Raw genomic sequence first — 26,018 nt, 5'->3', positions numbered from 1 at the left:
AGCCGGTGAACGGCCCTCGGCAACCCGATTCCAGAACGGTTGCAGCAACAAACGTGACGGTGGAAAGGCCATTGCAACACTCCTCGCAGATCAGACGTGTTGCATCGACCCCTTGGGTTCAAGGCGATTTCTGCCACCCGATGCTCGTGATCACGAGCCGTGCTGGTTCGCCAACACCACACTGCGACTGTGGTCAAGGCGGTCACGATCACGATGACTACAGCATGCGCAGTATCGATACCCGTGACTCGCGTGTTGGAGTGATTCGTCATCGCTCGCCGGCCAATTGGCGGAGGTCGGAATTCCATAGACTCGCCTGCATAGCGCGAGTCTCGAGAACGAACGACACCGTCGCCGCTGCGACGACCATGGCGCAGCCCAGCAGCGATCCGCCGATCACGTCGGCGAGCCAATGCACACCCAAATACAGCCGACACAGTGCTACTGCACACGTGATTACGGCAGCTGTCACGACGAGAAAAATACGGGCGCAACTCTTTTTCGCCGTGGCAAGGATGGCGAACGTCCCGAGCAACGCCACGGTTCCGGTGACGTGGCCCGAGGGGTAGGAGAAATCGGTCTCGGAGACCAGTTGCACGGCCGCGAGGGGCCGGTCGCGTGCGACAACCAGTTTGATGAGGGTGCTCGCGGCCGTAGCCAGCACGATGGTGCTGAGCAGAAGTACAGCTGGTCGCAGTCCCCGACGTCGCCAGAGGTAGAGCGCCGCGACGGCCGACAACACAACCGTGCCGACTGGCGACAGGGCGGTGGTGACGATCTTCGCAAAAACCGTGAGTGTCGAATTACTATGGTCGACAAACCAATTCAGAGTCGGCGCATCCGCACCGGACAGCCACCCGGCACCATGTGCTTGGACAGCAAAAAGAGTAAATGCCGCCAGTAGCGACGCAACCCGTACTGCGTTCCATCCGATCCTGGCCTCGACCGGGAGTGTCGACCGCAGCGCGACCACCCAGGCCGCGACGAATGCGGTGGCGGAGACAGCCAGCGTCCACAAGGCGACCTCCTCGGTGCCGCGTTCCGTGCGAATTTCTGCGAGCAAAGTATCTGCAGCGGCAAGGATGTCGGACATGATGTCAGTATCGGCCGACGCCGCTGTGAGATCGCTGAGAGCCACGTCGAGGGCCGGGTGCCGCCGATACGAAATCTACTGAAGCTATTGGGGCAGTTGGGGTTAAGCCCCCCGGCGCGTACTCAGTTCGCCGTGTAATCGACCGTGCAGTCACCGTTCGTGTAGGTCTGCGCAATCCCATGGTTCGTCACACCGAGCACGAAGTAGACGTGACCAGACTTGGTCTCGATGTGCGGAATGGAGAGAACGGTATCGGGACCCGATACTCGGGCCACCACGTTCTCGTAGCCGCTGAAGCCGGTGTCGATATTTGCCCAGCTCACGCGGAACGTCTGCTCGTAGCCGAGGTACGACTTCGCATTTGTATGCAGCGTCAGATCGACGAAGCCGTTCGCAGACGATGCACTGGCCACACTCGACGCTTGAACCGAGAACGCGTTGGGAATCGGGTAATTGATCGTGCATAGCTGCGTCGCCGGTGCGGCATCGGCGACACCGACTCCCGCAACTCCGACGACCGCGCCGACAACAGCGCCACACCCCAGGACTGCCTTGCTTCCGTTGGACCGCATGATTGCTCCCCTCCAAATCGGTTGACATTCATCCGGTTTGTCGGAGTTTGCGTGGTCATCGTTAGTGGTTGTCAGGCCCCAAATTCTGGGGGCTGAGCCAACTTCGACATGAGACAGTGGCCTCCGTCCCGGATAACGGGAGGAAGGCCACTGAAACGTATTCAGCTGCAAGCAGATCAGCCGACGGGGACCGGGGTGGTGGTCGTGACTGGTGCCGATTCCGTTGTGGTGGCGGTCGGCTCGGTCGTCGTTGTCGGATCCGTCGTTGCCGGATCCGTGGTGGTCGGATCTGTTGTAGTGACCGGATCGGTGGCCGCCACCTTCGACGTCGGCGGGGTCGCCACCTCCGGTGTCACTGCCGCACTGGAGGTTTCGGATGTCGTCGTCGCAGCCGTCGTCGGTGCAGATGTTGTCGTCGACTTGGCGGCATCCGTCGTCGTGGTCGGCGTGCTCGACGTTGTCGGCGTTGCATCCTTGGTGTCTGCAGCCAACTTGACCGCTGCCGCGAAATCAGCCGCCTGCGGCTTGGCCGTCTTGTCGACCGGCACACCAGCCTGAGCCTGTTGCGCCAAGTGGGTCAACCACGCCGCGGCATACTCAGCCGAGGTCAGCGGCTTACCGTTGGCCGGGTTCGCGTCGTGCCAGTAGTCGAAGTGGTGGCCGGTGCCGGGCGCGAGGGTCTGCCCGTACGGATCGTTCATGACCACCGGAATGGTGTTCTGGTTCGTCACGATCAAGCCGACGATCTCCTTGAACACCTTCTGCGGCAGGTAGGCAAGCGGCGAAATCTGGTCACTGGACACCGAATTCGCGGCAACCGGGGTAACCGGTGCATCTTGGCCGGGCTTGTACGCCGGATCGGACACCTTCAGCAGCACCTGCAGGAACGTCTCGTCGCTCTTCATCCAGTTGGGGTCCGCGGCGATGTCGGCGAACGCCTTCATGGCGACATTCGCGAGCACGACGGCGACATCCTGGCCGGTTGCCGGCGTGAGACCCTCACGTTGCAGCTGATCGACGTTGAGCTGCCGCCCGACGTTGACCGCCAACTGCAGCAGCGAAATGTTCTGGGGCGCAGAGCATGTGAGGTCGCCGTCGGAGCAGAAGGACGCAACCTTGCCGTTGAGCGCCCCGAATCCGCCGCTCTCGCCCGGCAATGCGCCCTGACCCCCGGCCGGCGTCGTGCCGTTCTGGTACTGCTGGTTGAAGCCGTCAGGGTTGCCGAACGGATCCTTTGCACCCGGGAACGGGCCCTCACCTGCGGTGCGACCGCTGTCCGCGAGAATGACGACGCCAACGACGTTGGAGGGATCGACGATCCCGTACTTGCCGCTCGAATCAGCAGCCTGATTGCCGACGTCCATCGCGACACGGCGGGCGACGTCGCCGCCCTCGCTGTAGCCGACGATCGAGAAGCGAGTGTTGGGGCAGGCCTTGGAGATTTCCTTCATGACCTGCTCGGAATTGGCGACACCTGTGGTGACGGCGTCCTCGTAGCTGTCCATGTTCGCGGGGTACGCAATATAGACCGCGGCGTACGAGCCCGGAGCAACAGCACCGTTGGGCGCGTTGACAACTGGGTCCACCCAGGTGCTGCTGTGATCACCGGACAGTGCGGCAGGCAATTCCTCGCCGTTGGGCCCGAGCAGCATCTTGGTGGTGCCGGCAACCGGAGTGTCGCCGCGGCCTGCGACCGAGATGGTCACCATGTCGTGGCACTCGGTGACCGATGCCGTGAGTTGCGTGTCGATTTTCTGTGGTGTCGACGTGAGTGCGAACGACGCGGCGACGATTGCCGCCACGCCGAGAACTGCTGGTGCGGCAACGGTCGAAGCGACCCGATGTCGACCGAAGAAGTCGCGAAGTGTCATGTCCCAAATTCCCTTGTCCAGACGTGCGGGTAGGTGGACGAACAGGACCCCCCGGTGGGTCTGGCGTCATGTACCAAGTCGTCGTTGGGACGGAAAGTGTTACTCAGGCTTACGATCTCGAGCGTGTGTCGCTGCTAACTGCTGGATTCACGTCGCAACGCCGACATGATGCCGCTGGTGCGCAAACGGCCCCCGACATAGCCGGCAAGGTTCTGCTCGGGAACCCCATGCAGGTGGTCGGTGACCAGGTACGTCCAGGTCGATGTGGGGCGCTGCAGACCGAGAGATCCCAGGTCGACGCCGTCGGACGTGATCGTCGCGGACTCGAAGGTCTCCGCCGAACGCTGGTAGGTATCGGTCAGCAGACCCGAGAATTCGTCGACGGCGATACGGTGAAACTCGTCGATCGGCGTCTGGCGGCCGAGCGCGCGCAGGTGGATACCCTCGCGCACGTCAGCCATGTACGCGAGGTACTCGGACCAGCATTCATCGAGGTGAAAGAGCACGATCTGCCGTGCCGCCGCCTCCACGACGTCCTCTTCGACGTCTGTATGCAGGTCCGGAGCCTGCTCACGCAGCCGTTCCAGGCCCGCGTTGCCGTGTAACACGGTGTCGCGGTGTTCGAGCACGATGTTGCGTTGGACATCCAGCAGCTTGTGATAGCGCCACGCATTTCGATGCATTTCCAGATGCACGCCCTCGGCGATGCGTTGCGCGTGCTCGACGATCTCCTGACCACGGCGGTCGAGCACCCGCCCCTCTGCGTCGGCAGGCGCGGGCTTCTTGACCGCGGGCAGATTCTGCGCGACCAGGTCGTCACCCAGGCTGGTGAACAACACCGAGCTCCCCGGATCGCCCTGACGACCTGCTCGGCCGCGAAGTTGATCGTCGAGTCGGCCGGTGTGATACCGACCCGATGCGACGACGCACAGACCACCCAACTCGGCGACTCGCTCCTGATCGCCGTCCGTGCCGTTGCCAAGCCGGATGTCGGTGCCGCGACCTGCAATCTGCGTAGAGACCGTCACCCGGCCACGCTCGCCGGCGCGGGCGATGAGAGTGGCCTCGTCGGCGTCGTTCTTGGCGTTGAGCACGACCGCAGGCACACCTGCGTCTTTGAGACGATCGGCCAACAGCTCCGACTCCGCCACACTCTGCGTGCCGACCAGAACCGGCCGCCAGGTGTCGTGGACCGTTCGCACGAATTCGATCAGCGCGGTGTCGCGTTGCGGCACAGTCGAATACAGACGTTCGATCTCGTCTTCTCGAATGCACGGCACATTCGTCGGGATACGCCCGGTCTCCACCTTGTAGAACTCGGCCAGCTGATCGGCGACGCGCACAGCGGTGCCGCTCATCCCGCAGACGGTCGAGTAGCGCACGATCAGCGCCTGCACGACGATCGAGTCGAGGATCCGTCCCGTCGGGCTCGAGGCCAGCCCTTCCTTGGCCTCCACGGCCGCCTGCAGGCCGTCCGGCCAGCGTTGCAATCGGGCGATTCGACCGCGCGCCGCGCTGACGAGTTCCACCTTGTCGCCACGCACCACATAGTCGACATCGCGCCGCAGCAACGCTTTCGCCTGCAGCGCAAGGTTCACCTGGTTGAGCAGGTCGCTGTCTGCTCCGGAGTAGAGATCGACGCCGAGCCAGCGCTCCAGTTCGTCGACTCCCGCGTCGGTCAAGCTGACGTTGCGCGCCTCCGGATCGACCTCGTAGTGCTTGTCCAGTTCCAGTCGGCGCACGATGTCGACGACCGCATGGTCGGTGACGTCTTCCTCGACCGATCCCGCCAGCACCAGGGGCACCGTGGCCTCGTCGATCAACACCGAATCGGCCTCGTCGACCAGCACCACATCCGGTTCCGGCAACACGATGTCGTCGGGGTCCGTGCGCAGCCGGTCGCGCAGAACGTCGAATCCCACCTCGTTGACGGAGGCGTACGTGACGTCGCAAGCGTAGGCGTCCTTGCGCTGCTGCCGGTCGGAATGCTGATCCACCCAGCCGACTGTCACGCCGAGTAGCTCGTAGACCTTCTGCATCCACTCGGCGTCGCGACGGGCGAGGTAGTCGTTGACGGAGACGACGTGCACCCGCCGACCCTGCAGCGCGAACCCGGCGGCGGCGATTGCGCCCGTCAAGGTCTTGCCCTCGCCGGTGTCCATCTCGATCATGTGCCCCGACAGCAGGCCGGCCGCGCCGAGCAGCTGCACATCGAACGCGCGCTGGTCCAATGCGCGTCGGGCGGCTTCGCGCCCCAGCGCGCACACCCGAGCCAGATCGTCGGCGCCGAACTTGGACGGCGCGTTGTCGCGCAATCGAATTGCCGTCGCGGTGAGGTCGTCGTCCGACAGTGCGCGGAACTCGTCTTCCAAGGTTGCGGCCTTCGCGACCACCTTGTCGTATCGGTGCAGATCCGTCCTGCCCGGTCGGTCGACCAAACGGTTGACCCACCGCGTCAGACCACGTGGTGACACGAGCACTCCCTCCGGCCACGGTGCTTCAGTTTGCCTGGCATCGAGCACCTGCCACGTTACGCAGGACGGTGCTTCAGTGATTCTGCACGGGAGCGAGGTCGACGCCAGGCGGAGGTCGTAGACGTCGAAGACTGCCGTCGAAGAGGGTTGCGAACAACGCCCAACCGGTGCCGTCGGGCCCGATCCGCACCGAAGCGGGTCCCGTCCAGCCGATCGACAGGCCCGACGCGATCACGCACGACCTGCCGGTATTCGGATCGAACCGATGAATCGCACCTTCGATGTGGGCGGCAACGTACAGCGCTCCTGCTTGCGACATCGTCAGATCGTCGACGCCCGGATACAACGCGGGCACTGTCCCGACCACGGTCCACTGCTTCGGGGCGTCGAGCGGAATGCGGATGATCTGGCTGGTGAGCAGGTCGTCGGTGTAGACATATTTGTGGTCAGGGCTCAGCGCGAGACCTTCCGAACGCGGCACCGTCGACCAGTTTGCTTCGACCACTCCGGTGTCGTGGTGGTAGCGGGACACGCCACTGGAGACGAGGCCTTCAGTGCCGACCCAGGTCGTCAGGAGATCGCCGCCGGGCAGCCGCAAAAGACCGTTACCACCGGGCCTTGCCAGGAGTGTCTGCTGACCGGTGGCCGTGTCCAGTCGCCGGAACCCGCTGTCCGAACCACCCACGAAGTAGAGGTTCGATCTGGCGAGGCTCATCCCGCCCGCCGGCACGCCAGGAAGGACGGGACGTACGCGCCCGCCCGCATCGACGTGTTGAATGCCTGCCGACAAGCTCGATACGTAGAAGCCGCCGTTGGGGTCGGGAACGAGATTTTCCAATTCGCCGAGACCTTGGGCGATGGTGTCTACCTGCCAGCCAGCACAGTCCGATATCGGCGCCGCCTGTGCGGGCGCCGCCGCGGTCGCAGTACCTGTTGCCATAGCCGCAGCAAGGATGAGCGCATGGATGCGGGCAACAGGCATGGATTGCACAGTAATCCCCGCGCTCGATCGCCGGAACACCCCAAATATCAGGGCATTCCGGCGCGAGCGATTTACGGCGTTCGGATCAGATCGTTGCTTGACCCGTCAGAAGTCCGATCATCATGACCCCCAGCCATGCCACCATTGCCAGTGGATTGCCCTGGTTCAGCCCGTCGAGAATCAAATTCATTGCAGCTTCCGACGATCCCATATTCCCCACGCCCCTCATTCGCTCGACCGACACACCCGTAGTCCGCATTCAATCACTCTGATGCACGCGGGTTGTCGTCCAATTAGCGGATAGCTCGAGCACTGCACGCTCGATACATTGACCTTCTTGCAGTTGCGCCAGAATTGGAGAAAACAAGATGCGGTTTACCGGTGCGCCGAATGGCATTGTGCTCGGATTTCTGGTCGGTGTGGCGACAAGTAGTGCCGCGCTCGGAATTTTAGTCGCCATTGTAGGAAGTATCGTTGGCTGGTACGCGATAATCGCCATCGAACGACTGGTGGGCCGCGGCGCCCAGGCCGGATTCACAGCGCTGTCGAAGCAGTATCAGAATGCAAAGCGCAAAGATGAGACCGCACCATGATCGCGACGCTGCTATTTTTCGCCGTGATATTTGGTGTGAGCTGGGTTTACGCCACAGTGAAGACGAAAGCCAAACGAGAAGTATTCTTCAAAGAGCAATACGACACGCAGCGCTCCCTCACTCATAGCGACCTGCACATCACCACGAACGCGACAGTCGAGGCAATAAGACATTCCTTGGACAAGCACATTCCGGCCGATGAGTCCGCAAAGGCTGTCTTCTTTGGGGGCTCGATGAAGAAGACGCACCAGACAGATTTTCGGACGGTCTGGCAACACAGAAGCAAAATAACTACCGGTGGCGACGGCGACGAATTTACTGCGAGTGTCACTTTTCGGCCGGAGAACAATCGAACTCACGCAGTCGTCAGCATCGATCGCTGGCGCGAGAAAGACGGCATCACTCGAAGAGCGGGAATCAGAGTGATGCAGCAATTCATGGACGCAGCGGTGGCGGCCTTCAAGGAGACCGATCCTAATGCTCACGTCGAAACCAGATCAGCAGCATGACGCGCCTTACTCGCAGCGTTTCCATAGGAATCATCGCAAGCGCAGTCGCGGTTTCATCACTGACTAGCTGCGGACTGGCTGCGAAATCGAACGCGAACGATGCCGTCCTTCAGCACATCGCGCAGGAGTCGTGCGAGCAAGCCGACGGCTTGCCCAACCTCGGCACGCTTCGGAGTTGGCAGCATCACGTGACCGGTTCGCTGGATCCGGAATTCACCGACGTGGGCACCGTCTACTTGGAATTCGAAGGTCTTCCGCAACAGGGGACGTACAACTTCAAATGCAGCGGACGATTCGACGACAATCATCAATTTGCAACGTCGGTCCTCGACGACTTCCGCCAGGCCGCCAACTAGCGGAAGCAACGCGATCGCATAAGTGCGTCAACGCAAATCCGGATGCGCACGACCGGCGATCAGCGGCAGGTCAACGTACGTCGCGATTCCTGGCGCTGCCGCGCACACTGCTGGTATCGAGTTGACGCAATGGTTTGCGGTTGCAGTGATTCCGGGATTGCGGATCAATCCAGCAGCCACGGTCTCGGGCTGCCAGCCTCGAATGGTGATGAAGGTGTCCGGGTCGCCACGCAACTCGATCTCGTACCGCTCGCCTTCGGGGCCGAACTCCCACGGCGGATCGAGATGGTGCTCGCCCATCAACCAATTGACCGCGAGTGTGATCACCGTCTGTTCGCCTACCACTGCATCCCACTGAAACCGCTGCGCTGCAACAGCTCCCGGTGCGATCTCACCCATCGGCGTATCGATCGGCGCAGTCGCGACCGCAACGTCGTGCGTCGTCCGGATCTCGGCGTCGCCGGCGAAACCCAGCACGTCCAGACACAGGCGCAGCGACTGCTTGAATCCACCGGACAGCAGCTTCAGCATCGGACCGTTCTTGGCGTCCTCGGGGGTGCCACCGAATGCCATCACCCAGCGCAACACGTCAGGCGCGTTGTAGGTCCGCATATCCGAGAACTCCTCGGTGCGAACGAAAGTCAGCGCCGACGACATCGCCGAGAAGACCAGCGGATGGATGTCCGTCGTGCCGCCAGGATTAATTCCGGTGCCGTGCAACGTAACCCCACCGTCGGCACAGGCCTGTGCGACGCCGGCGTCACGATCGCTCGGATAGAACCAGCCGACGGGCGTGACGACGTTCTTCCCTGACCGCAGAATGCGCTCGACCTCAACGGGATTCGGCAGTAGCGGCGAATAGATCACAGCGTCGGCATCGAGGGCCAGGACTTCCTCGACATCGGCGGTAGCGAGCACCCCGATCGGCTCGATCTCGGCCAGCTCGCCCGCATCGCGTCCATCCTTGTCGGATGAGTGCACCCAGCAGCCGACCAGTTCCAGGTCCGGATGCTGGACCACCGCACGAATCGCAGCAGCACCGACGCCGCCTGTGGCCCACTGGATAACGCGCAATGCCACCGTCGAACCTCCTAGCCGAAAATGTGCCTTCCTCAAACATTTCACAATTGATCACCGAGCGGGAACGTGATCTACGATCTCCTGCAAGTCGTCTTTGGGGAGGGACAGATGAACATGAGCGGGGAGCCGCTGCATGTTGTGCCGGAGGAAGTGACGTCCGTCGGCCGCTTTGCGTACGAGATCGCCGAGCAACTCCGGTCCGGGTCCACCCGCTTGGACGGCGAAGTCCAGGGCTTGTCCGCGACGTGGCGGGGGAGCGCAGCCGATTCGTACCGATCAGGCTGGGACGAAATGCATCACGGCGCGGTGCAGGTGTGGGATGCACTTTTCCAGATGGCGGAGAAGCTCGGCGTGACGGCGGATACGTACCGCACGCAGGATTCCGCCTCCGCATCCGCGCTCGGGTCACTGAATATCTGATGTCCGATCAATTCAGCGTCGATCTGGACCACCTCGACGAGGTGACGGTCAAGCTGCGCTCCTTCAAAGAGGTTGTCGGCGATCTACTGGCCGAACTCGATCGCCGGGTCGCTGCGGTCGGCCCGGCATGGTCGGGTACGGCTTACGATGCGTACGTCGAGGCGCATCGCGAGTGGCTTGCGGGTGCAACCGACGTTCGCGAGGGGCTCGGCGTGCTCGAAGACGCTGCTCGCACAGCGCACGGCGCGTACACCGACGCGAAAGACGCAAACCTGCGGATGCTCGGTGGCTGAACGATGAATATCGATCCGAATGTGTACTACGACGGCGCAAAGAAATGTCAAGATCTCGCGAACGACTTCAGAAACGCAGTTGCACCGCTCACAGTCGAACTTAATCGCTCAGGCGGAATGGCAGGCGACTACGAAAACGTCAAACCGTGGTCGGCAGGATATGACAAGCAGGCAAGTAATATCGCGAAGTCGTTCGCCTCGCTGGCGAATGGATTGTGGAAGTACGGTGATGTGCTCAACGCCGCGGGTTACAACTGGGCATTGGCGAACTACCGAGCCGATCCCAACCCGAACAAGGGCCCCGCACCTGTCCAGCCGCCGCGCGATACCGGTGTCGTGTTCTTGGACGCGCCCGTCCCGCCGTCAGCCGGCGGAAACGGCGATGGACTGGACAGCAACATCCCAGGATTGCTCCAACACATCGGACTTCCAGTGCCGAACGGCGACCGAGACAAGCTCAACGTTGCAGCGAATGCGTGGGACGTGTTCGCAAAGGCCGACTCGGTAACGGGTGCCGCAGACAAGATAAAAACCATCGCGGACACTTTCGCGGGTATCGACGCACCCGAAGTGCAGATGCTCACCGGGCATCTCGGCACCCTGCAGCAGGGTGCCGCCATGATCGCGAAGGCCTCCGCTCAACTCGCCACGCCAGTCGGTGAGCACCATACCGAGCTGAACACGATGCGCGGCTCGATCGAGCACGGCGAGGACACGCTCTACAAAGAACTGGCTGTCACTGCAGTCATAGGCGTTGTTGCCGTTGCACTTACGGGCGGAGCTGCTGCTCTCGTCGGCGGGGCCAGAGCAGGCGCTTTGATCGCCGACCTCGGTTTGTGGATTCGAGGCGTCGTCACGGGCAGCCGATTGCTCGCCGTCCTCGGCGCCGCTACCGCCACCTTCGCCGCAATCGAGTACAGCGACGAGATAGAGCGTGGACTCTCGGCGATCGCCGCGATGACAGTCGAAAGTGTTGCGGGCAAGGATCCAAGGCCCGGCGCGAACAATCCTGCGGAGGATCCGAACTTCGGGCGATTGCGCCCCGCGGAACAAGCCACGCTCCGGCGCGCACAAGAAGCCCACCCCGAACTCGAATTGCGGGCCGTCGAGAATGAACGCGACGGCGAATACGAAGACAAAGATGGAAATACTTACGACCAGATGGGCAATCCTGCGACCTCGGAACATTGGAGCCCTCGCGTCGAGCAATCATTCGAAGACTCGGTCCAGTGGCACCTACTCAAGTCCAACGATGGCACGATGATCGATCTGACTGGATTCAGTGAGGAATCGAAAACTGCGATAAAAGAGTATCTCGACTCACTTCCGTCCGAACAGCAAGAAAAGATCCTCAGGATAGGGTTCTAGTGGCAATAATATTTTCGATGAATGACGGCGGCGGCTTCATCCTCCGAAAGGGCATGTACCGGATGGTCCTTTCGCGGGCCCGACGAGCAGTCGATGATCCCGACGATATAGAGCAATTGCAGGACTACCACGAAGGCATTTCGTTGTTCCGGATGGAGCCGAGTGTCAGATTGCGATTGGGCAACGCGATTCTGCACAGTGCCGAGTCGTTGCGAGCAGATGTCATTGCAGGACGCCCGACCGAGGAACCGGTTCGCGGTGGTGCTGCGGAGTACCTGACTGAACTGATCGACTTCATGAAATCCCACCTTTCGGCCGACTAGTTCGAGGCAGTGATCAACTCGAGGCAGTGATCAACTCGAGGCAGTGATCAACTCGAGGCCGCGATCAACTCGAGGCCGCGATCAACTCGAGGCCGCGATCAACTCGTCAGCAACCCACCGCGCAACACCTTCCGGGTAGGCCGAGGACGGCAGCCCGAGAACGACATGAGTGAAGCCCGCCTCGACCGCCTGACCTATCGCGTCCCTCGTCTCCACGGCACCGTCGTAGTCGACCGGCAGATAGATCGAGCGGGTGATTGCAGCCGGGTCGCGACCGATCTCCGTGCAGTAGCGATCCAGCAGAGCGCTTCGGCTGATGGCGTCGTCGATGTCGCCTCCCGGGATGTTCCAGAGGTCGGCGTGCTCGGCAACCAGCCGCAACACCCCTGCGGAGCGACCACCGATCATGATCGGCGGATGCGGACTCTGCAACGGTTTGGGATTGCCGAATGCCCCCGTGAGCTGCACATGAGTGCCGTCGAATTCGAACGGTTCCGATTCGCTCCACAGGCGACGAATCACCGTCAACGACTCGGCAAGATTCTCGACAGCGTGCTTGGCGTCGCCGTAGGGCAATCCGTGCGCGTCGTACTCACGCCGCGCCATCGGCACGCTGGGCCTCGAACCTGCGCCGATGCCGAAGTCGAGACGTCCACCCGACACGATGTCGACGGTCGTCGCGATCTTGGCCAGCAGCGCGGGCGGGCGGATGCGATTACTTGTCACGAGCAAGCCCAGCCGCAGCCGTTCCGTCTGCGCTGCCAAGGCCGAGAGCAGCGTCCAACCCTCGAAGATCGGTCCATCCGGATCACCGCCTATCGGCATCAGATGATCGAAGAGCCACGCATGTTCGATCTCCGGGATGGCATCCGCCTCGCGCCACACCCGTTGAATATCGACGTAGTCGACCTGCATGGGTGCGGTCATGATTCCGAAGCTGGTCATGTCAGCGCCGCCGTAGCGATGCTTTGAGCAAGGCAGGTGGAGTGTCGAACTTTTCGTCCGGAGCGAGATCGACTCCGGGAGCGACGATCTCGTCGATCGCGTCGAGCACGTCACCGGACAACACAGTGTCAGCGGCCGCGAGTTGCGAGTGCAGATGATCGACGGTGCGCGGCCCGATGATCGCGCTGGTTACCGCCGGGTGAGCGGTCGTGAATCCGAGCGCAAGTTGAATCAGCGTCAAACCGGCCTCGTCCGCCACGACAGCCAGCTTCTCGACGGCATCGAGCTTCGCCTTGTTGGACGGAACGGCGGGATCGAACCGGTCCGGCATCCGCGTCGCGCGGTTGGACGTGGCCTTCTGTCCTGCTCGAATTGCGCCCGACAACCACCCACCCGCCAACGGGCTCCACACCAGCACGCCGAGACCGTACTCCTCGGTCACGGGCAATACGTGCGACTCGACGCCGCGCTGCAGGATCGAATACGGCGGCTGCTCGGTGGTGAACCGTGTCAGACGATGTTCGCGAGCGGCCCACTGCGCCTGCACAATTCGGTATGCCGGATAAGTCGACGAACCGAAGTAGCGAATCTTGCCCGCCCGTTGCAGATCCGTCAGCGCCGACAGTGTCTCCTCGTCCGAGGTACTCGGATCCCAGCGGTGGATTTGGTAGAGATCGACGTGGTCGACGCCGAGGCGCCGCAGGCTGCTCTCCAACTCCGTGACGATCCATCGCCGCGAACTACCCCGGTGGTTGCGCTCGTCGCTCATCGGGTTGAAGACCTTGGTGGCGAGCACGATGTCGTCGCGACGGCCTGCAATGGCCTTGCCGACCATCTCCTCGGACTCGCCCTTGCTGTACATATCGGCGGTGTCGATGAAGTTGATGCCGCCCTCCAGCGCGGCGTCGACGATCGCGGTGGCCTCATCCTGCGTGGTACGACCGATGGCGCCGAAGTTCATGGCGCCGAGCGCAAGCGTGCTGACCTTGACTCCGGTACGGCCCAAAGTGCGGTACTGCATGAATGTTCCTCCTCGAGAGGTGACTTCTACTCGCCCGTTCTGGCATCCTGAACAAACGGAGCAGCGTTCCGTTTTCTAACATACGGAACATTGTTCCGCTTGCCAAGGGAGGTGAAGATGGATCCGACTGTTCCGCGAAAGCGCGCCGACGCCGTGCGCAACAAAGCCACACTGCTGGACGCAGCGGCCGCGGCGTTCATTACGTCCGGCGTCGATGCGCCTGTCCGGGACATCGCCACCAAGGCAGGCGTCGGCGTCGGAACCATCTACCGACATTTCCCGACCCGCGCCGACCTCATCGTCGCCGTCTACCGACATCAGGTCGAGGCTTGCGCTGATGCTGGTCCGACACTGCTGGCCGACAACGCGTCACCGCATGCTGCGCTCGCGCAGTGGATCGACCTCTTCGTCGACTTCCTGATCACCAAACACGGCCTCGCCAAGGCCATGCAGTCCAACGACCCCGCATTCGAGGCACTGCACGCCTACTTCCTCGATCGCCTCGTCCCGGTGTGCGCGCTCCTGCTCGACGCGGCCGCCGCGGCCGGCGAGATCCGCTCCGACGTCGATGCTTTGGACCTGATGCGCGGCGTCGGCAACCTGTGCATCGGGGCCGAAAACAACTCCAGCTACGACGCGCGTCGAATGGTCGAACTGGTCATCGACGGACTGCGCTTGCGGACGCCGCCGTAAAAGATCCGACGATTGACGAATCGCTGCAGAAGCACATCGACCAACCGAGCGGAGACGCGAAAGCCCAGCCCGTTCGGCGCGAAGACCACCAGTCCGTCGCGTTGTGGCCCGAGCACGGAGCCCCAACGGCGCGTGGGCGATCGGTAGTCACGAAGGGGCTTGCCACTGCGGAGCGCCCGGACATTGTGGGCGACCAGTTTGTGCCCTCGATTGCGGGCGGAGGTCCGCAACGGATCTGTGGCCGCAACATCGCCGACCGCGAAGATGTTGTCGTGCGACGGCACCCGCAAAGTCGGTGTCACCTGCACGAATCCATGGTCGTCGAGCATGTCCGGCGGTAGCCATGCGGTGTTCGGTCGAACCTTCCCGATCGCCCACACGACGACGTCGGCCGTCGAAGGAGGCTGACCCGTCGACCATGCGATCGGGTCGCTGGACAACTGGTCGGCATCGGCGGGCAGCACTGCGCGATGCCCGGGATGGATCCCCACACCGAGCGCGACGAGCCGCGCTTCGACCTGCTTCCACACTCGGCCGTGGTGATGCGGCAGCCCTCGCTCACCGGGGAAGTAGAGGTCGACCTTCTTGGTGGGCCATTGCTCGGAAACCTGTGCGGCACAGCTCATCGCGGCCGCACCACCCCCGACGATCGCAACCGACGCCGCGTCCGCGATCCGGTGATGAGCCGTCGCGAGGTCGGTGTCGACGCCGTCGCTGTGCTGCAGCGCGGGGTGGCGCCAGAAGCCGTTGGTGACACCGGTGGCGATGACGAGAACGTCGTAGGGTTCATCGCTAGACGAACCGTCGGCATGCTCGACGTGCACAGTCTGTGCGTCGACATCGAGGCTCGTGAGGCTGCCCTGTACTACGCGTGCTCGATCGAGGCCGCGAAATCTGTCGTAGGCAATGCGGTAATCGTGCATCCAGGCGTCGGGGCGGGCGAGTCGTAGGCCGAGCTCCTGGCCGCTGACCATTTCCGGTTTGGCGGTGATGCCGACGATGTCGGCGTGGCGACGCAGCTGGATCGCGGTGAGGACGCCCGTGTCACCCAGACCCGCAACAACCACCCTGGGACGACTCATGGACGAACTCTAAACCGCACGCGATCAGCGCTGCCCCGAGCGGGCACCCCCGACCCTGTTGCCGAGTCCTGATCAGCCGACCGCCGAGCGCTTCGGTGGCCACGGAACAAAACGCGACACCCGCCGCACTACGTCCTGATACTTTGGCCGGCGCTGCAGACTTCGCTCCTCCATCATCGGAATGCTGGCGCCGAGCAACATCGCCAGCATCACGACTGCGCCCCCCAGCACCCACCAATCACCAGGTGCCGCAGCAAGTCCGAAGAACCCGAACGAAAGCCAGACCCCGAACTCACCGAAATAGTTGGGATGTCGCGACCACGACCAGAGGCCACGATCCATCACCTGTCCAGACGATTTGGTGGCGACGAAGCGGTGCATCTGGACGTCGGCAATCGTCTCCATCGCGACCGCCCCCAGCCCAACCATGAACGCGACGACGTCGAGCACGCCGAACGGTTCTCCCGCTCGCGTGGCGACCAGGTAGACGGGGATCAGTCCGGCGAACACCTGCAACGTCGGGAACAGATGGATGGCACCGAAGTCGACGGCCAACTCGAAGCGACCCGCTCGATCACGAAGCAGCGGATACCGCCAATCCTCATGGTGCAGACCAGGAAAGCCGTATACCCAGTTGCCGGTGAGCCGGACCGCCCAAACCAGCATGACGGTCATCAGCAGCCACCACCGGACGCCGTCGACACCAGCGTCGGCCTCGACCCACCAATAGAACGCCAGCAGCGGGGGAATCACGCTCCAGTACGCGTCGTAGAAGCTGGAGTTTTTGTACATCCGACTGGCCACGAAGATCACGACGGTGGCGATCAAGTCGGCGATCAGCCCGTCGAGCCACAGGTGTCCGGTGTTCGGACCCCATGCCAGCCAAGCGAATCCGGCCAGAATCGCGACGACATATGCCGTAACGACCCGAATAAGTGAGGCACCTTTGCTCATGGCCGAACTGTAGTCACCCACGGGACCGGTCGGAGTCGTCCCGCTGACGGTGATACGAAGTCGGCGACGGCCGATACGGATCTGCCGTGATCGCCGCGGCACGGGTCGGCGTGAGTTGAGTGGCTGCGCCGCCCGCGAACCCAATCGGGTAGAGGCGAGAGTGCGTGAAATCGATGTCGAGAACGTCGTGGCGGCTTCGACGTCTCTCTCGTAAGCGCGATGGTCGCGCTCGACTTGTTCGGAGGTACCAATATGACCGTCTTCACCGGTGTCCGAGCCATCAGCATCCTTGTCGACGATCAGGATGCTGCGCTGGCCTTCTACGTCGACACCCTCGGATTCACGCTCCTGGCCGACTCCAAGATCCCGACGGGGAGGTGGATCGAACTTTCACCTGCCGACGGCAGTGTGATCGTCACGCTCGACCTCGCTACCCCCGAAGTCACCCGAGGAGCAATCATGATTCGCTTCCTCACGGACGATGCTGCAGCCGCGCACAAGGAACTCAGCGCCAAGGGAGTCCACACCGGAGGGATCATCGAATGGCCAGGCGTGCCACCGATGTTCGAGTTTCACGACCCGGACGGCAACGCGTTTTCCATCACCGAGAGCTAGCGGCGGCGCGCTCCGTTCGATCCCGCTCCGTCCGCTTACAGATACCCGAGTAGACCGAAAGGTCCTCCGAAGCCCCAATCGAGCAGCTGTCTGGCGTCGTCGGTGGCGGCCGCCCCGCTCACCGCCGAACTGTCGAGCACGGCGCCGATGAGCGTGTGTCCGCCTCTGACCGCCTCGAAGAGCAAGCAGTAGCCTGCGGCGTTGGTGGACCCGGTCTTGATGCCGATGGCACCCGGATAGCTGGTGAGAAGTGCGTCGGAGTTCTGCCACGTGTGGTCGCGGTGGCCGGGACCCGCGTCGACGTGGTAGATCGGCAGCGAGACTATGTCACGGAACGCGGGAATCGCCATGGCGGCCATCCCGAGGCGCACCAGGTCAGCCGGTGTGGAGTAGGTGGAATTGCCTGTGGGATAAGGCAATCCACTGACATCGGTGAAGTGGGTATCTGCGAGGCCGAGCTGCTGCGCGGTCGCGTTCATCTTGCCGATGAACGCGTCGACTCCGGGACCATAGGAGGCAGCCAGGGAGTAGGCAGCATCGCAGCCTGAGGGAATCAGCATGGCGTACAACAACTGTCGGGCTGTCAACACCTCGCCAGGAACCAGGCCGGCTGTGCTGGCGCCGGCGGCATTGTCGTACGGGATCACGCTCTGCGGCACGGTGACAGGTCGATCGATATCGCCGGACTGGAGAACCACCAGGGCGGTCATGACCTTGGCAATACTCCCCATCGGAGCACGGGTCTGCGCGGCGCGGGTCCACAGTGGCGCTCCGGTAGTGCCGTCGGCAAGTTCGGCAAACGGCGCGAGCACGGCTGGTTGGCCGGACGCAGATCCAGACGGTGCGGGTGCCGCATCCGCCACCGCACCCGACAGCATTGCCGTGAGCGAGAGTGCGATCACCACTGCGGTGCGCCTGACGGTCACCATCGTCCGGTAAGTCATGCGGATTCCTCTCAGCTCACCACCACATCGTCACCTGTAAGTTACCGGCATCGACGCATCGTCGTGATGTGTCCGCAGTCTTCACTTCGACTCACTGACGTGGACAATCGCTTAATGGCAATCGAGTCGCCGCTGTCGCGCCGCTGGACCGTGGGCGCACTACTCACCGTGACCTTTGTGACCGGAATGGTCGACGCCGTCAGCTACTTGGCGCTGGGACATGTCTTCGTCGCGAACATGACCGGCAACGTCGTCCTGCTCGGGTTCAGCGTGAACCCGGCATCGGGTCTGTCAGCTGTCGCATCGGTCGGCGCCGTCGCCGGCTTCGTCGGGGGAGCATCGCTCGGCGGCCGAATGGGCAAAGTGCTCGATCACCGTCCAGCGCGGTGGCTTTCGCTCGCCTTCGCTGCGGAATCCGCGTTGATTGCTGTCACGGCGATCCTGGGTGGCGTCGGAGCAGTCGCTTACACCGGCGATCAGCGACTGCTGCTGATCGTCGTGTTGGCGGCCGCGTGTGGCCTCCAGAACAGCACGGTCCGCAGGATGGGCGAACCGGATCTGACAACGACAGTGCTGACGATGACGCTGACCGGATTGGGCGCGGATCATCGCTGGGCCGGGGGAACGGGTAGCAAACCGCATCGCCGGCTGGGATCGATCGGGGCCATGCTCGGCGGTGCGGCCTTCGGCGCATGGCTACTCACAATCACGACGGCGGGGGTACTCGGACTCGCCGCCGCCGTCATCGCCGTTGTCGCAGCGGTGTTCGGGCTGGCGCCGCGCCGTTCAGGGCTGGTGCCGCGCACTCAGCCCATTGCATGAAGCTTGTCGATCGAGATCTTGACGATCGTGCGGATCTGATCTCGACCGCCGTACCAGGGATACGGTCCACCGAGATACTTCTGGGCGAGCGCCTCGATGTGATCGACGGCGCCCTCGGTGGTGGTTTCGACCACCCGACCACGGACGGCGAAGTAGCGGCTCGGATTCGTGGGATCCGCGATCGCGACGGCAACGCGTGGATCACGCTCGATGTTGCGTAGCTTCTGAAATCCGGCCACGGTGTTGATCACGATGTGTTCACCGTCGGTGTCGACCCAGGTCAGCGTCAGCTGCGGCGAACCGTCCGGCATGAGCGTGGTGATGTAGCAGGTGCTGGGGGAGCGGAGCAGCGCCATCAGCTCTGCGGTTTTGGTGTCGGCCATACGATCCCAACTCCCGGCACAGCCCGCGAGTTCCTGCCGAAGGCGCTACGTTCGAACTACCGAAGGAACCCACGAGGACAGGTACCGATGACCAATTCCGAAACCCCACGCCCCGGCGGCTCAGCATCGTTGGCGGGCCGCACCGTTTCGCGAATCGGCTACGGCGCCATGCAATTGGAGCGATTGCGCGACGACCGCTCCGCCGCGATCGCACTGCTGCGCCGCGCCGTCGAACTGGGCGTCGACCACATCGATACCGCGCAGTTCTACGGTGACGGGCTGGTCAACGACCTCGTTCGAGAAGCGATCCGACCCGACGACCACGTGGTCGTCGTCAGCAAGGTCGGCGCCGATTCCAACCCGGGCGGCCCTGCCCGCATACGACTCGCACAGCGACCGGACGAGCTTCGTGCCAGCGTCGAGAACAATCTGGAAAGTCTTGGTATCGAGCAGATTCCGGTTGTGAACCTGCGCCGTGCGGACGTCGGTCCCGGACTGTCTGCCGAAGGCGATCAGATCGTCGACATCGACGATCAACTCGAGGTCATGATCGCGATGCGCGACGAAGGCAAGATCGGCGCCATCGGCCTGAGCGCCGTGAGTCTCGAATCGCTGCGACGAGCGCTTCCGGCGGGCATCGCCTGCGTGCAGAACGCCTACAGCTATGTCGCTCGCGGCGACGAGCAGATGCTGGCGTTGTGTGTGGCGGATGGCATCGCGTGGGTGCCGTTCTTTCCGCTGGGTGGTGCGTTTCCAGGGCTGCCGAAGGTCACGGACGACCCCACCGTCCAGGCTGTCGCCCAATCGCTCGATCGACCCGCATCGCAAGTCGGCCTCGCGTGGCTACTGCACCACGCGCCGAACGTGCTGCTCATTCCCGGCACATCGGACATCGCCCATCTCGAGGCGAACGTGGCGGCCGGAGCAATAACGCTGGACGCCGCCACGCTCGCAACTCTCGATCATCAGCCGACCGACATCTGAGTCAGTCCTCCGGCAACGCCGCGAACGATTTCTTGGTCTTCATGTACCACCCCATTCCCGCGACCGGACGCTTCCACCGGCCTTGCATCTCCTTCAACGCCTCGGAGTGGGTCTGGTCGCCGCCGGAAACCCGTTCCTTCAGATGGCTGTCCTGCGCCTTGATCACGTCGTCGGCTTTCTTGCCCTGAAATGCTGTGTCGCACGGGCCGCCCATTTGCTTGCATGTCATTGTTTTCATGAGATCGACTGTATGAGGCTGCTGGTAGGCGCGCTTCTCGATTCCTGATCGGTTCGGTGGACAAGGGTGGGGACATGACGACGCGACTGACGACATTCACCAACGACGGCCTGACGTTCGACGTGCTGGACGACGGTCCGCTCGACGGCGTTCCCGTCGTTCTGCTGCACGGGTTCCCACAGACGGCGACGGAGTGGTCTCGTGTCGCACCACATCTCCACGATCGCGGCTACCGCACCATCGCCCCCAACCAGCGCGGCTATTCGCCGGGCGCCCGACCCCGCGGGCGTGCCGCGTACCGGATGAGCGCACTGGTCGGCGACACCGTCGCGTTGATCCGTGCGATCGGTGACGAGCCCGTGCACCTCGTCGGGCACGACTGGGGATCCGCCGTCGCCTGGACGACCGCCGCGCAACACCCCGAGTTGGTTCGGACGCTCACCTCGGTATCGGTGCCGCATCCGATGGCGTTCACGCGGTCGCTCGTGCGCAGCAACCAAGCCCTGCATTCCTTCTACATGGCGGTGTTCCAGATCCCGTGGTTGCCCGAAGTGCTTCTCCAGCAAGCATTTCGCTCGGTGAACACTCCCGAGCGGCACCGCCGGGCCGAGTCGCTGTCGCAGATGGATGCCGAACAGTTCGATCAGGTCCGGGGTGGCGTCATCGACAGCGGCGCCCTGACCTACGCCCTCAATTGGTACCGGGCGATGCTCATCATGGGCCCGCGCACAGTTACCCGCAAAGTCAGCGCTCCCACCACCCATGTGTGGGGTACCCGCGACGTCGGCTTGACGCGCAAGGGTGCCGAGTTGACCGCCGACTACGCGACCGGTCCGTACAAGCTCGAAATTCTCGATGCCTCGCACTGGATTCCGGACGAGCGTCCGGCAGAACTCGCCGCGATCATCGCTGAGCGCGCGAGTAATGCCATGTAATGCCAGTACCTGTTTACCGTCGCCAAGTCGTTCTACCGTCGAGCACAGGCAGTTGAGCCCACCACTCGATCGAGGAGCATCGCATGCGCGGCACGATCATCCACGGCACACGAGACATCCGGTTCGAAGACCGTGACGACCCCACCATCGTCGAACCCACCGACGCGATCGTTCGGACCGTCGCCGCATGCGTCTGCGGATCCGATCTCTGGCGCTACCGCGGGATTGCGGAGGTCACCAAGCCGACTCCGATCGGGCACGAATACGTCGGCGTTGTCGAGGCTGTCGGCAACGACGTCACAACGGTTCGGCCCGGACAGTTTGTCGTCGGCGGGTTCCTGACCAGCGACAACACCTGTCCGGTGTGCAAGGCGGGCGCGCACGCCAACTGCCAGAACGGCACCGGATACGACGGCTGCCAAGCCGAGTTGATCCGCGTCCAAAATGCCGACGGCACCCTGCTGCCCACTCCGGACGTTCCCGACGACAAGACGATTCCCGACATCCTCGCGCTCTCCGACGTGATGTGCACCGGTTGGCACGCGGCCGTCAGCGCGGAAGTGCGGCCGGGCAGCACGGTGGTGGTGGTCGGTGACGGTGCCGTCGGACTCTCCGGGGTGCTCGCCGCCGCGCAACTGGGCGCCGAACGCGTCATCGCGATGAGCCGCCACGCGGATCGCCAAGCACTTGCCAAGGATTTCGGTGCGACGCACATCGTTGCCGAGCGCGGCGACGACGGCGTCGAGCAAGTCAAGGAGCTCACCGGCGGCATCGGCGCCGACGCCGTTCTCGAGTGTGTCGGCACGCACGACTCGGTTGTTCAGGCGTTGCAGTCCGCACGTCCGGGTGGGATGGTCGGCTGGGTCGGCGTGCCTCACGTCAGCGACATCCCGCAGCGAAACATGTTCTGGCGCAACGTCGGACTCCGGGGTGGCCCTGCGCCTGTCCGGGCATACCTGCCGAACCTACTCGAACTGGTCCTGAACGGCACCATCGAACCCGGCAAGGTCTTCGACCTCACCCTCCCGCTCGACCAGGTCGCCGAGGGCTACGCCGCGATGGACGAACGGCGGGCGATCAAGACGTTACTCAGGCCGTGACCTGGGCTAAAGCCGACTGACTGCCCAGCCCGCACCGGTGACTGCCATTCCGTTGACGGCATAGAGGGCGTGCAGCGGGCCGGGCTGACCCACCGGTGCGCCGTCGCAGATGTTGTCCAACGGGATGCAGTTGTCGAGGGTCTTGCCTACGAACGACGGCCCGACGGTCACGGGCGGTGCGCCGACGTCACGCATGAATCGATCCGACGGCCTCGCATAGAAGACAACCGCGGCGACTTTGTCGGCGACGAAAGGCGGAAGCGGGGCCGGGAAGGCGAAGGCGTATTCAGGTGGAAAGCCCGGCGGCACTCCGGGCATGGTGGCGTATCCGGCAACGACCGCGCCCTGCGAATATCCGCCGAGGACGATCTTGGTTCCTGGACACGCCGCCGCCATGAAGTCGAGGTGGGCTTGCGCGTCTCGGACTCCGTTGAGTACCGATGCCGCCAAACCGATTCGATTGTTGAAATCGTTGCTGGCGTCGTAGTTGACCGCATACGACCCGACCGATTTCCCGACCGCCTGCAGCCGCAGCGCTTCGACGAATGCGGTTCCGGTCACGCCGAGACCAGGCGGCTCGGAGGTGCCCCGAGCGAAGACCGCTTCGACGTCGGGGCAGGGTGCCGCTGATGCCTGCTGCGCCGGCAGCGCCAGGGGAATCGCCAGAGCCGCGAGAGCAGCACTTGCGAATAAAGCGAAAAATCGTGCTCTCATATCGCGAACTCTATGCTTCACCCGGCTGGGTTGCCCAGTTCGATCGATGCGCAAACGCGCAACTCTCAGTACGCGTAGGTATTGGCCGGCGCGGGCACCCGACGCAGGTCGGACACCGTGAGCGCGGGCGTGAATCCGGTCGCGGCCTGTGCGCTGCCGGGCACGACGGTGCCGCGAATCGACAACCAGGTGTTGTCGGCGATGGAACCGAGGTTGCCGACCAGGTGGACTCGCATTGTGCGAGCATCCGCCGCGCAGCAGGTGATGACAACCCGGCCGAGGTCGTAGCCGTCGCGCGATCCGTCGACGCGTGGTTTGCCACCGTCGGCGGTGCGGACGATGAACCCCGCCAGCGTTATCTGCCGCCCGGCCAGCCCACCACCCGAGCCTGCAGCTGCACGCTCGATGACCTCCAGCATCGGCAACTCCGGCGCATCACCGGGCGGCAGTGGCCCGAATGCCGAGTTCGACGAACTTTGATTGCCTGCGATCACCCGGTCCGTTCCCACCGACGACGCCCCCAACGCAGGCGGAGCAACGAACAGAATGACCAGAGCCGGAATCAGCAGCATCCAGTAGGGCCTGCCGGCCTTGCTGTCGTGATCGTCGTCCGCACGGCCGCGGCGAACGTCGCGGACCACAGCGGCGAGCGCGAGAACGACTATCACGATGCCTGAAATCAGCAGCAGCACATGCATACTCGGCTTCACATAGCGGAGATACGTGCCGTCGACCGCGATCTTGACGATCGCGGCTCCGACCAGAAGCGCCAGCAGATTCTGCGTCTCGCGATTCATCGGGCGCCCACGAAGATCAGCCCTGCGACGGTTCCACAGACGACTGCAACCACGAACGTCGTCGGGGCAAAACGGACCGCGAACGCCCTACCGAAGGTTCCCGCTTGCATCGTGAACAGTTTGACGTCGACCGCCGGACCCACAACGAGGAACACCAGCCGCGGCAGCAGCGGCAACGCCGACATGCTTGCCGCGACAAACGCATCCGCCTCGGAACACAGCGCGAGTACGACGGCAAGTACCGCGAGGACCACAATCGACAGCACCAGGTGGCCTGCGAGGTGGTCGTACACGGTGGCAGGCACGAGGACATGCAGGGCAGCGGCGGCCGCAGCGCCCAGCACCAGGAACGACCCGGCCTGAAGCAGGTCGTGACGGGCAGCCTCGGAAAACACTTCCCGGCGCGAGCTGCCCGCAGTCTCGTGGTGACCGTGTCCGCGGCCCTTGGCGATCACCCAGCTCGGACGTCCGAATCGCGACCACAGGGCGCCCATCACCAAGGCGGTCGCGAGCGACCCGGCGAAGCGAGCGGCAACCATCCCCGGTTCCCCCGGGAACGCGACGGCCGTCGCAACCAGCACGACGGGATTGATTGCCGGAACGGAGAGCAGAAACGACAGCGCGGCCGCGCCTGCACCGTGGTCGAACAGCCTGCGCGCAACAGGGACAGCGCCGCATTCGCAGCCGGGCAACGCCATGCCGGCAAGCCCGCCGATTCCGATGGCCGCAACCTGGTTGCCGGGGAGAACTCGTCGTAGCACGGACGGAGACACGAAGGCCGCAATCGACCCGCTCACCGCAACTCCGAGCACAAGGAATGGTGTCGCCTGGATGAACACGCTCGCGAACACCGTTGCGGCGGTCTGCAATCGCGGAAATTCTCGTACAAATCGGGCGAGCGGCGTCTGCGCAACGATCGCCAGGAGAACGACACCGACGAATATATGTGTCGACGACATAGGTAACCGACGTTGCGCTTGCTCGATTCGCGTCACCCGAACATCATGCGCCGAGAAGTGCACTTGCATCTCACGCAACGTAAGGACTTACCGTCGAGAACATGAGGCGCGAAGACGAACAGCGGCAGGTCGGAGATGTCGCGAAGGCAACGGGACTGACGGTGCGCGCGCTGCACCATTACGAGGAATTGGGCCTGCTCAGCCCGAGCAGAGACGCGAGCGGACGGCGGCGCTACTCGTCAGCCGACCTGCAGCAGTTGCATCGAGTCGTCGCATTGCGGGGGTTCGGTTTGTCGCTTGCGGAGATCGCGGCCACGCTGAGCGGCTCCGGTCCCGATCCTCGCGAACTGGTCCGACGTCAACTCGAACAGAACGCGGAGCGGCTGGCCACCGAGCGTCGGCTTCGGCAGCGCCTCATGACCCTGCTCGACGTGCTGGATCGGCACGCCGAGTCGTCCACTGTCGAATTCATCGACGTCATAGAGGAGATGCTCACCATGGAAAACAGCTACAGCCCAGAACAATTGGAGCAGATGGCTAAGCAACGACGCGACTTGCTCGAACGCCTCACCCCCGAGCAGCTGGAGCAGATGAATCAGCAGCGACGCGAGTTCCTGGAACGCCTCAGCCCTGACGAGCTGGCCGAACTGCAGCGGAGGAGGCCGGGCTTCGAAAGGCCCTAGAACCGAGGGCAGCGCCAAACCCGAAGCATGGGTAACGATGTAGTGATTCGTTGACCAACCACGGAAGGACCGATCATGGGGTCGAGTGACGCGATCTTCAACTCAGCCGTCGAATTTCTGATGAACAACCCGAACAACCCGATCGCGCAGTTTGTCATCAGCCCGATTGCGTTGCTGTACAGCCTGTTCGTCAAGGGCGGCACGTTCTAGCCGAA

General features: G+C 63.3%; 31 protein-coding genes. 15 read left to right on the top strand and 16 right to left on the bottom strand.

From position 1 onward, the window contains the following. Positions 1-268: 268 nt before the first annotated feature. The 5 genes from FOY51_RS23995 to FOY51_RS23975 all read right to left on the bottom strand — a co-directional run bounded on the left by FOY51_RS23995 (position 269) and on the right by FOY51_RS23975 (position 6,992). Positions 269-1,093: a phosphatase PAP2 family protein gene (locus FOY51_RS23995; RefSeq protein ID WP_149432799.1), complete on the bottom strand. Its 825-nt coding sequence runs from the start codon at positions 1,091-1,093 to the stop codon at positions 269-271. A gap of 122 nt (positions 1,094-1,215) precedes the next feature. Next, positions 1,216-1,665 carry a hypothetical protein gene (locus tag FOY51_RS23990; RefSeq protein WP_149432798.1) on the bottom strand — a complete coding sequence of 150 codons (450 nt, stop codon included), beginning with the start codon at positions 1,663-1,665 and terminating at the stop codon, positions 1,216-1,218. Between the two features lie 176 nt (positions 1,666-1,841). Beyond that, positions 1,842-3,536 carry a cutinase family protein gene (locus tag FOY51_RS23985; RefSeq protein ID WP_149432797.1) on the bottom strand — a complete coding sequence of 565 codons (1,695 nt, stop codon included), beginning with the start codon at positions 3,534-3,536 and terminating at the stop codon, positions 1,842-1,844. A 134-nt stretch (positions 3,537-3,670) separates the two neighbouring features. Beyond that, positions 3,671-6,016 carry an accessory Sec system translocase SecA2 gene (gene secA2, locus FOY51_RS23980; RefSeq protein WP_371830484.1) on the bottom strand — a complete coding sequence of 782 codons (2,346 nt, stop codon included), beginning with the start codon at positions 6,014-6,016 and terminating at the stop codon, positions 3,671-3,673. Positions 6,017-6,083: 67 nt separating this feature from the next. After that, the gene (locus tag FOY51_RS23975) at positions 6,084-6,992 is read right to left on the bottom strand and encodes an SMP-30/gluconolactonase/LRE family protein (RefSeq protein WP_149432796.1); all 909 of its coding nucleotides are present in this window, start codon (positions 6,990-6,992) and stop codon (positions 6,084-6,086) included. A 368-nt stretch (positions 6,993-7,360) separates the two neighbouring features. On the opposite strand from FOY51_RS23975, the gene FOY51_RS23970 reads away from it, so the two are divergent. From FOY51_RS23970 to FOY51_RS23960, 3 genes are read left to right on the top strand one after another with little or no spacing between them, the layout of a single operon-like run. Beyond that, on the top strand, positions 7,361-7,585 hold the full coding sequence (locus FOY51_RS23970; protein ID WP_149432795.1) for a hypothetical protein: 225 nt from the start codon (positions 7,361-7,363) through the stop codon (positions 7,583-7,585). Next, complete coding sequence (locus FOY51_RS23965) at positions 7,582-8,094, top strand: hypothetical protein (RefSeq protein ID WP_149432794.1); 513 nt, start codon at positions 7,582-7,584, stop codon at positions 8,092-8,094. The genes FOY51_RS23970 and FOY51_RS23965 overlap by 4 nt, the downstream gene beginning before the upstream one ends. After that, positions 8,091-8,450 carry a hypothetical protein gene (locus FOY51_RS23960; protein ID WP_149432793.1) on the top strand — a complete coding sequence of 120 codons (360 nt, stop codon included), beginning with the start codon at positions 8,091-8,093 and terminating at the stop codon, positions 8,448-8,450. The genes FOY51_RS23965 and FOY51_RS23960 overlap by 4 nt, the downstream gene beginning before the upstream one ends. A gap of 27 nt (positions 8,451-8,477) precedes the next feature. Here FOY51_RS23960 and FOY51_RS23955 read toward each other — a convergent pair whose 3' ends face one another. Beyond that, positions 8,478-9,530, bottom strand: coding sequence for an NAD(P)H-dependent amine dehydrogenase family protein (locus FOY51_RS23955; protein WP_149432792.1), 1,053 nt, complete (start codon positions 9,528-9,530; stop codon positions 8,478-8,480). Positions 9,531-9,638: 108 nt separating this feature from the next. Between FOY51_RS23955 and FOY51_RS23950 the strand changes: the two genes are divergently transcribed. From FOY51_RS23950 to FOY51_RS23935, 4 genes are all read left to right on the top strand, one after another. Beyond that, a complete protein-coding gene (locus FOY51_RS23950) occupies positions 9,639-9,950 on the top strand; it encodes a WXG100 family type VII secretion target (RefSeq protein ID WP_149432791.1) in 312 nt (103 codons plus the stop codon). Beyond that, positions 9,950-10,243, top strand: coding sequence for a WXG100 family type VII secretion target (locus FOY51_RS23945; protein ID WP_149432790.1), 294 nt, complete (start codon positions 9,950-9,952; stop codon positions 10,241-10,243). The genes FOY51_RS23950 and FOY51_RS23945 overlap by 1 nt, the downstream gene beginning before the upstream one ends. Before the next feature lie 117 nt (positions 10,244-10,360). Further along, positions 10,361-11,611, top strand: a complete 1,251-nt coding sequence (locus tag FOY51_RS23940; protein ID WP_149432789.1) for a hypothetical protein — start codon at positions 10,361-10,363, stop codon at positions 11,609-11,611. Positions 11,612-11,628: 17 nt separating this feature from the next. Beyond that, positions 11,629-11,934, top strand: coding sequence for a hypothetical protein (locus FOY51_RS23935; protein WP_149432788.1), 306 nt, complete (start codon positions 11,629-11,631; stop codon positions 11,932-11,934). 81 nt (positions 11,935-12,015) lie between these two features. Here FOY51_RS23935 and FOY51_RS23930 read toward each other — a convergent pair whose 3' ends face one another. After that, complete coding sequence (locus FOY51_RS23930) at positions 12,016-12,879, bottom strand: LLM class flavin-dependent oxidoreductase (protein ID WP_149432787.1); 864 nt, start codon at positions 12,877-12,879, stop codon at positions 12,016-12,018. A gap of 1 nt (position 12,880) precedes the next feature. Then, positions 12,881-13,900 (bottom strand): aldo/keto reductase, encoded by a 1,020-nt coding sequence (locus FOY51_RS23925; protein ID WP_149432786.1) that lies wholly within the window; start codon positions 13,898-13,900, stop codon positions 12,881-12,883. Positions 13,901-14,017: 117 nt separating this feature from the next. On the opposite strand from FOY51_RS23925, the gene FOY51_RS23920 reads away from it, so the two are divergent. Then, the gene (locus tag FOY51_RS23920; protein WP_149432785.1) at positions 14,018-14,593 is read left to right on the top strand and encodes a TetR/AcrR family transcriptional regulator; all 576 of its coding nucleotides are present in this window, start codon (positions 14,018-14,020) and stop codon (positions 14,591-14,593) included. On the opposite strand, the gene FOY51_RS23915 is transcribed toward FOY51_RS23920, so the two are convergent. Continuing rightward, positions 14,530-15,675, bottom strand: coding sequence for an NAD(P)/FAD-dependent oxidoreductase (locus tag FOY51_RS23915; protein WP_149432784.1), 1,146 nt, complete (start codon positions 15,673-15,675; stop codon positions 14,530-14,532). The genes FOY51_RS23920 and FOY51_RS23915 overlap by 64 nt on opposite strands. 72 nt (positions 15,676-15,747) lie before the next feature. Further along, complete coding sequence (locus FOY51_RS23910) at positions 15,748-16,629, bottom strand: DUF1295 domain-containing protein (RefSeq protein WP_149432783.1); 882 nt, start codon at positions 16,627-16,629, stop codon at positions 15,748-15,750. A 252-nt stretch (positions 16,630-16,881) separates the two neighbouring features. Between FOY51_RS23910 and FOY51_RS23905 the strand changes: the two genes are divergently transcribed. Next, the gene (locus tag FOY51_RS23905; protein WP_149432782.1) at positions 16,882-17,244 is read left to right on the top strand and encodes a VOC family protein; all 363 of its coding nucleotides are present in this window, start codon (positions 16,882-16,884) and stop codon (positions 17,242-17,244) included. 35 nt (positions 17,245-17,279) lie between these two features. Here FOY51_RS23905 and FOY51_RS23900 read toward each other — a convergent pair whose 3' ends face one another. Beyond that, entirely contained in the window at positions 17,280-18,188 is a 909-nt protein-coding gene (locus FOY51_RS23900; protein WP_235916693.1) for a D-alanyl-D-alanine carboxypeptidase family protein, read from the bottom strand. Positions 18,189-18,302: 114 nt separating this feature from the next. Between FOY51_RS23900 and FOY51_RS23895 the strand changes: the two genes are divergently transcribed. Then, on the top strand, positions 18,303-19,010 hold the full coding sequence (locus FOY51_RS23895; RefSeq protein ID WP_149432781.1) for a YoaK family protein: 708 nt from the start codon (positions 18,303-18,305) through the stop codon (positions 19,008-19,010). On the opposite strand, the gene FOY51_RS23890 is transcribed toward FOY51_RS23895, so the two are convergent. Beyond that, positions 18,995-19,393, bottom strand: a complete 399-nt coding sequence (locus tag FOY51_RS23890) for a PPOX class F420-dependent oxidoreductase (protein ID WP_149432780.1) — start codon at positions 19,391-19,393, stop codon at positions 18,995-18,997. The genes FOY51_RS23895 and FOY51_RS23890 overlap by 16 nt on opposite strands. An 87-nt stretch (positions 19,394-19,480) precedes the next feature. Here FOY51_RS23890 and FOY51_RS23885 point away from each other — a divergent pair, with 87 nt between their 5' ends. Further along, positions 19,481-20,377, top strand: coding sequence for an aldo/keto reductase (locus FOY51_RS23885; protein ID WP_149432779.1), 897 nt, complete (start codon positions 19,481-19,483; stop codon positions 20,375-20,377). A 1-nt stretch (position 20,378) separates the two neighbouring features. Here FOY51_RS23885 and FOY51_RS23880 read toward each other — a convergent pair whose 3' ends face one another. After that, positions 20,379-20,615 (bottom strand): hypothetical protein, encoded by a 237-nt coding sequence (locus FOY51_RS23880; protein ID WP_149432778.1) that lies wholly within the window; start codon positions 20,613-20,615, stop codon positions 20,379-20,381. 74 nt (positions 20,616-20,689) lie between these two features. On the opposite strand from FOY51_RS23880, the gene FOY51_RS23875 reads away from it, so the two are divergent. Together FOY51_RS23875 and FOY51_RS23870 are read left to right on the top strand one after the other, a co-directional pair. Then, positions 20,690-21,550, top strand: coding sequence for an alpha/beta fold hydrolase (locus FOY51_RS23875; RefSeq protein WP_149432777.1), 861 nt, complete (start codon positions 20,690-20,692; stop codon positions 21,548-21,550). Positions 21,551-21,633: 83 nt separating this feature from the next. After that, entirely contained in the window at positions 21,634-22,650 is a 1,017-nt protein-coding gene (locus FOY51_RS23870) for a zinc-dependent alcohol dehydrogenase family protein (RefSeq protein WP_149432776.1), read from the top strand. A 6-nt stretch (positions 22,651-22,656) separates the two neighbouring features. On the opposite strand, the gene FOY51_RS23865 is transcribed toward FOY51_RS23870, so the two are convergent. From FOY51_RS23865 to FOY51_RS23855, 3 genes are all read right to left on the bottom strand, one after another. Further along, the gene (locus tag FOY51_RS23865; protein ID WP_149432775.1) at positions 22,657-23,364 is read right to left on the bottom strand and encodes a cutinase family protein; all 708 of its coding nucleotides are present in this window, start codon (positions 23,362-23,364) and stop codon (positions 22,657-22,659) included. A 65-nt stretch (positions 23,365-23,429) separates the two neighbouring features. After that, on the bottom strand, positions 23,430-24,161 hold the full coding sequence (locus FOY51_RS23860) for a TIGR03943 family putative permease subunit (RefSeq protein ID WP_149432774.1): 732 nt from the start codon (positions 24,159-24,161) through the stop codon (positions 23,430-23,432). Further along, positions 24,158-25,120, bottom strand: a complete 963-nt coding sequence (locus FOY51_RS23855; RefSeq protein ID WP_149432807.1) for a permease — start codon at positions 25,118-25,120, stop codon at positions 24,158-24,160. The genes FOY51_RS23860 and FOY51_RS23855 overlap by 4 nt, the downstream gene beginning before the upstream one ends. Before the next feature lie 101 nt (positions 25,121-25,221). On the opposite strand from FOY51_RS23855, the gene FOY51_RS23850 reads away from it, so the two are divergent. Together FOY51_RS23850 and FOY51_RS27870 are read left to right on the top strand one after the other, a co-directional pair. Next, entirely contained in the window at positions 25,222-25,803 is a 582-nt protein-coding gene (locus FOY51_RS23850; RefSeq protein WP_149432773.1) for a MerR family transcriptional regulator, read from the top strand. Positions 25,804-25,878: 75 nt separating this feature from the next. Beyond that, entirely contained in the window at positions 25,879-26,013 is a 135-nt protein-coding gene (locus FOY51_RS27870) for a hypothetical protein (protein WP_290367921.1), read from the top strand. Positions 26,014-26,018 lie beyond the last annotated feature (5 nt).

This window comes from Antrihabitans cavernicola, assembly GCF_008297975.1.
GTDB lineage: Bacteria > Actinomycetota > Actinomycetes > Mycobacteriales > Mycobacteriaceae > Antrihabitans > Antrihabitans cavernicola.
This window is presented reverse-complemented; position numbering and strand designations above follow the sequence as displayed.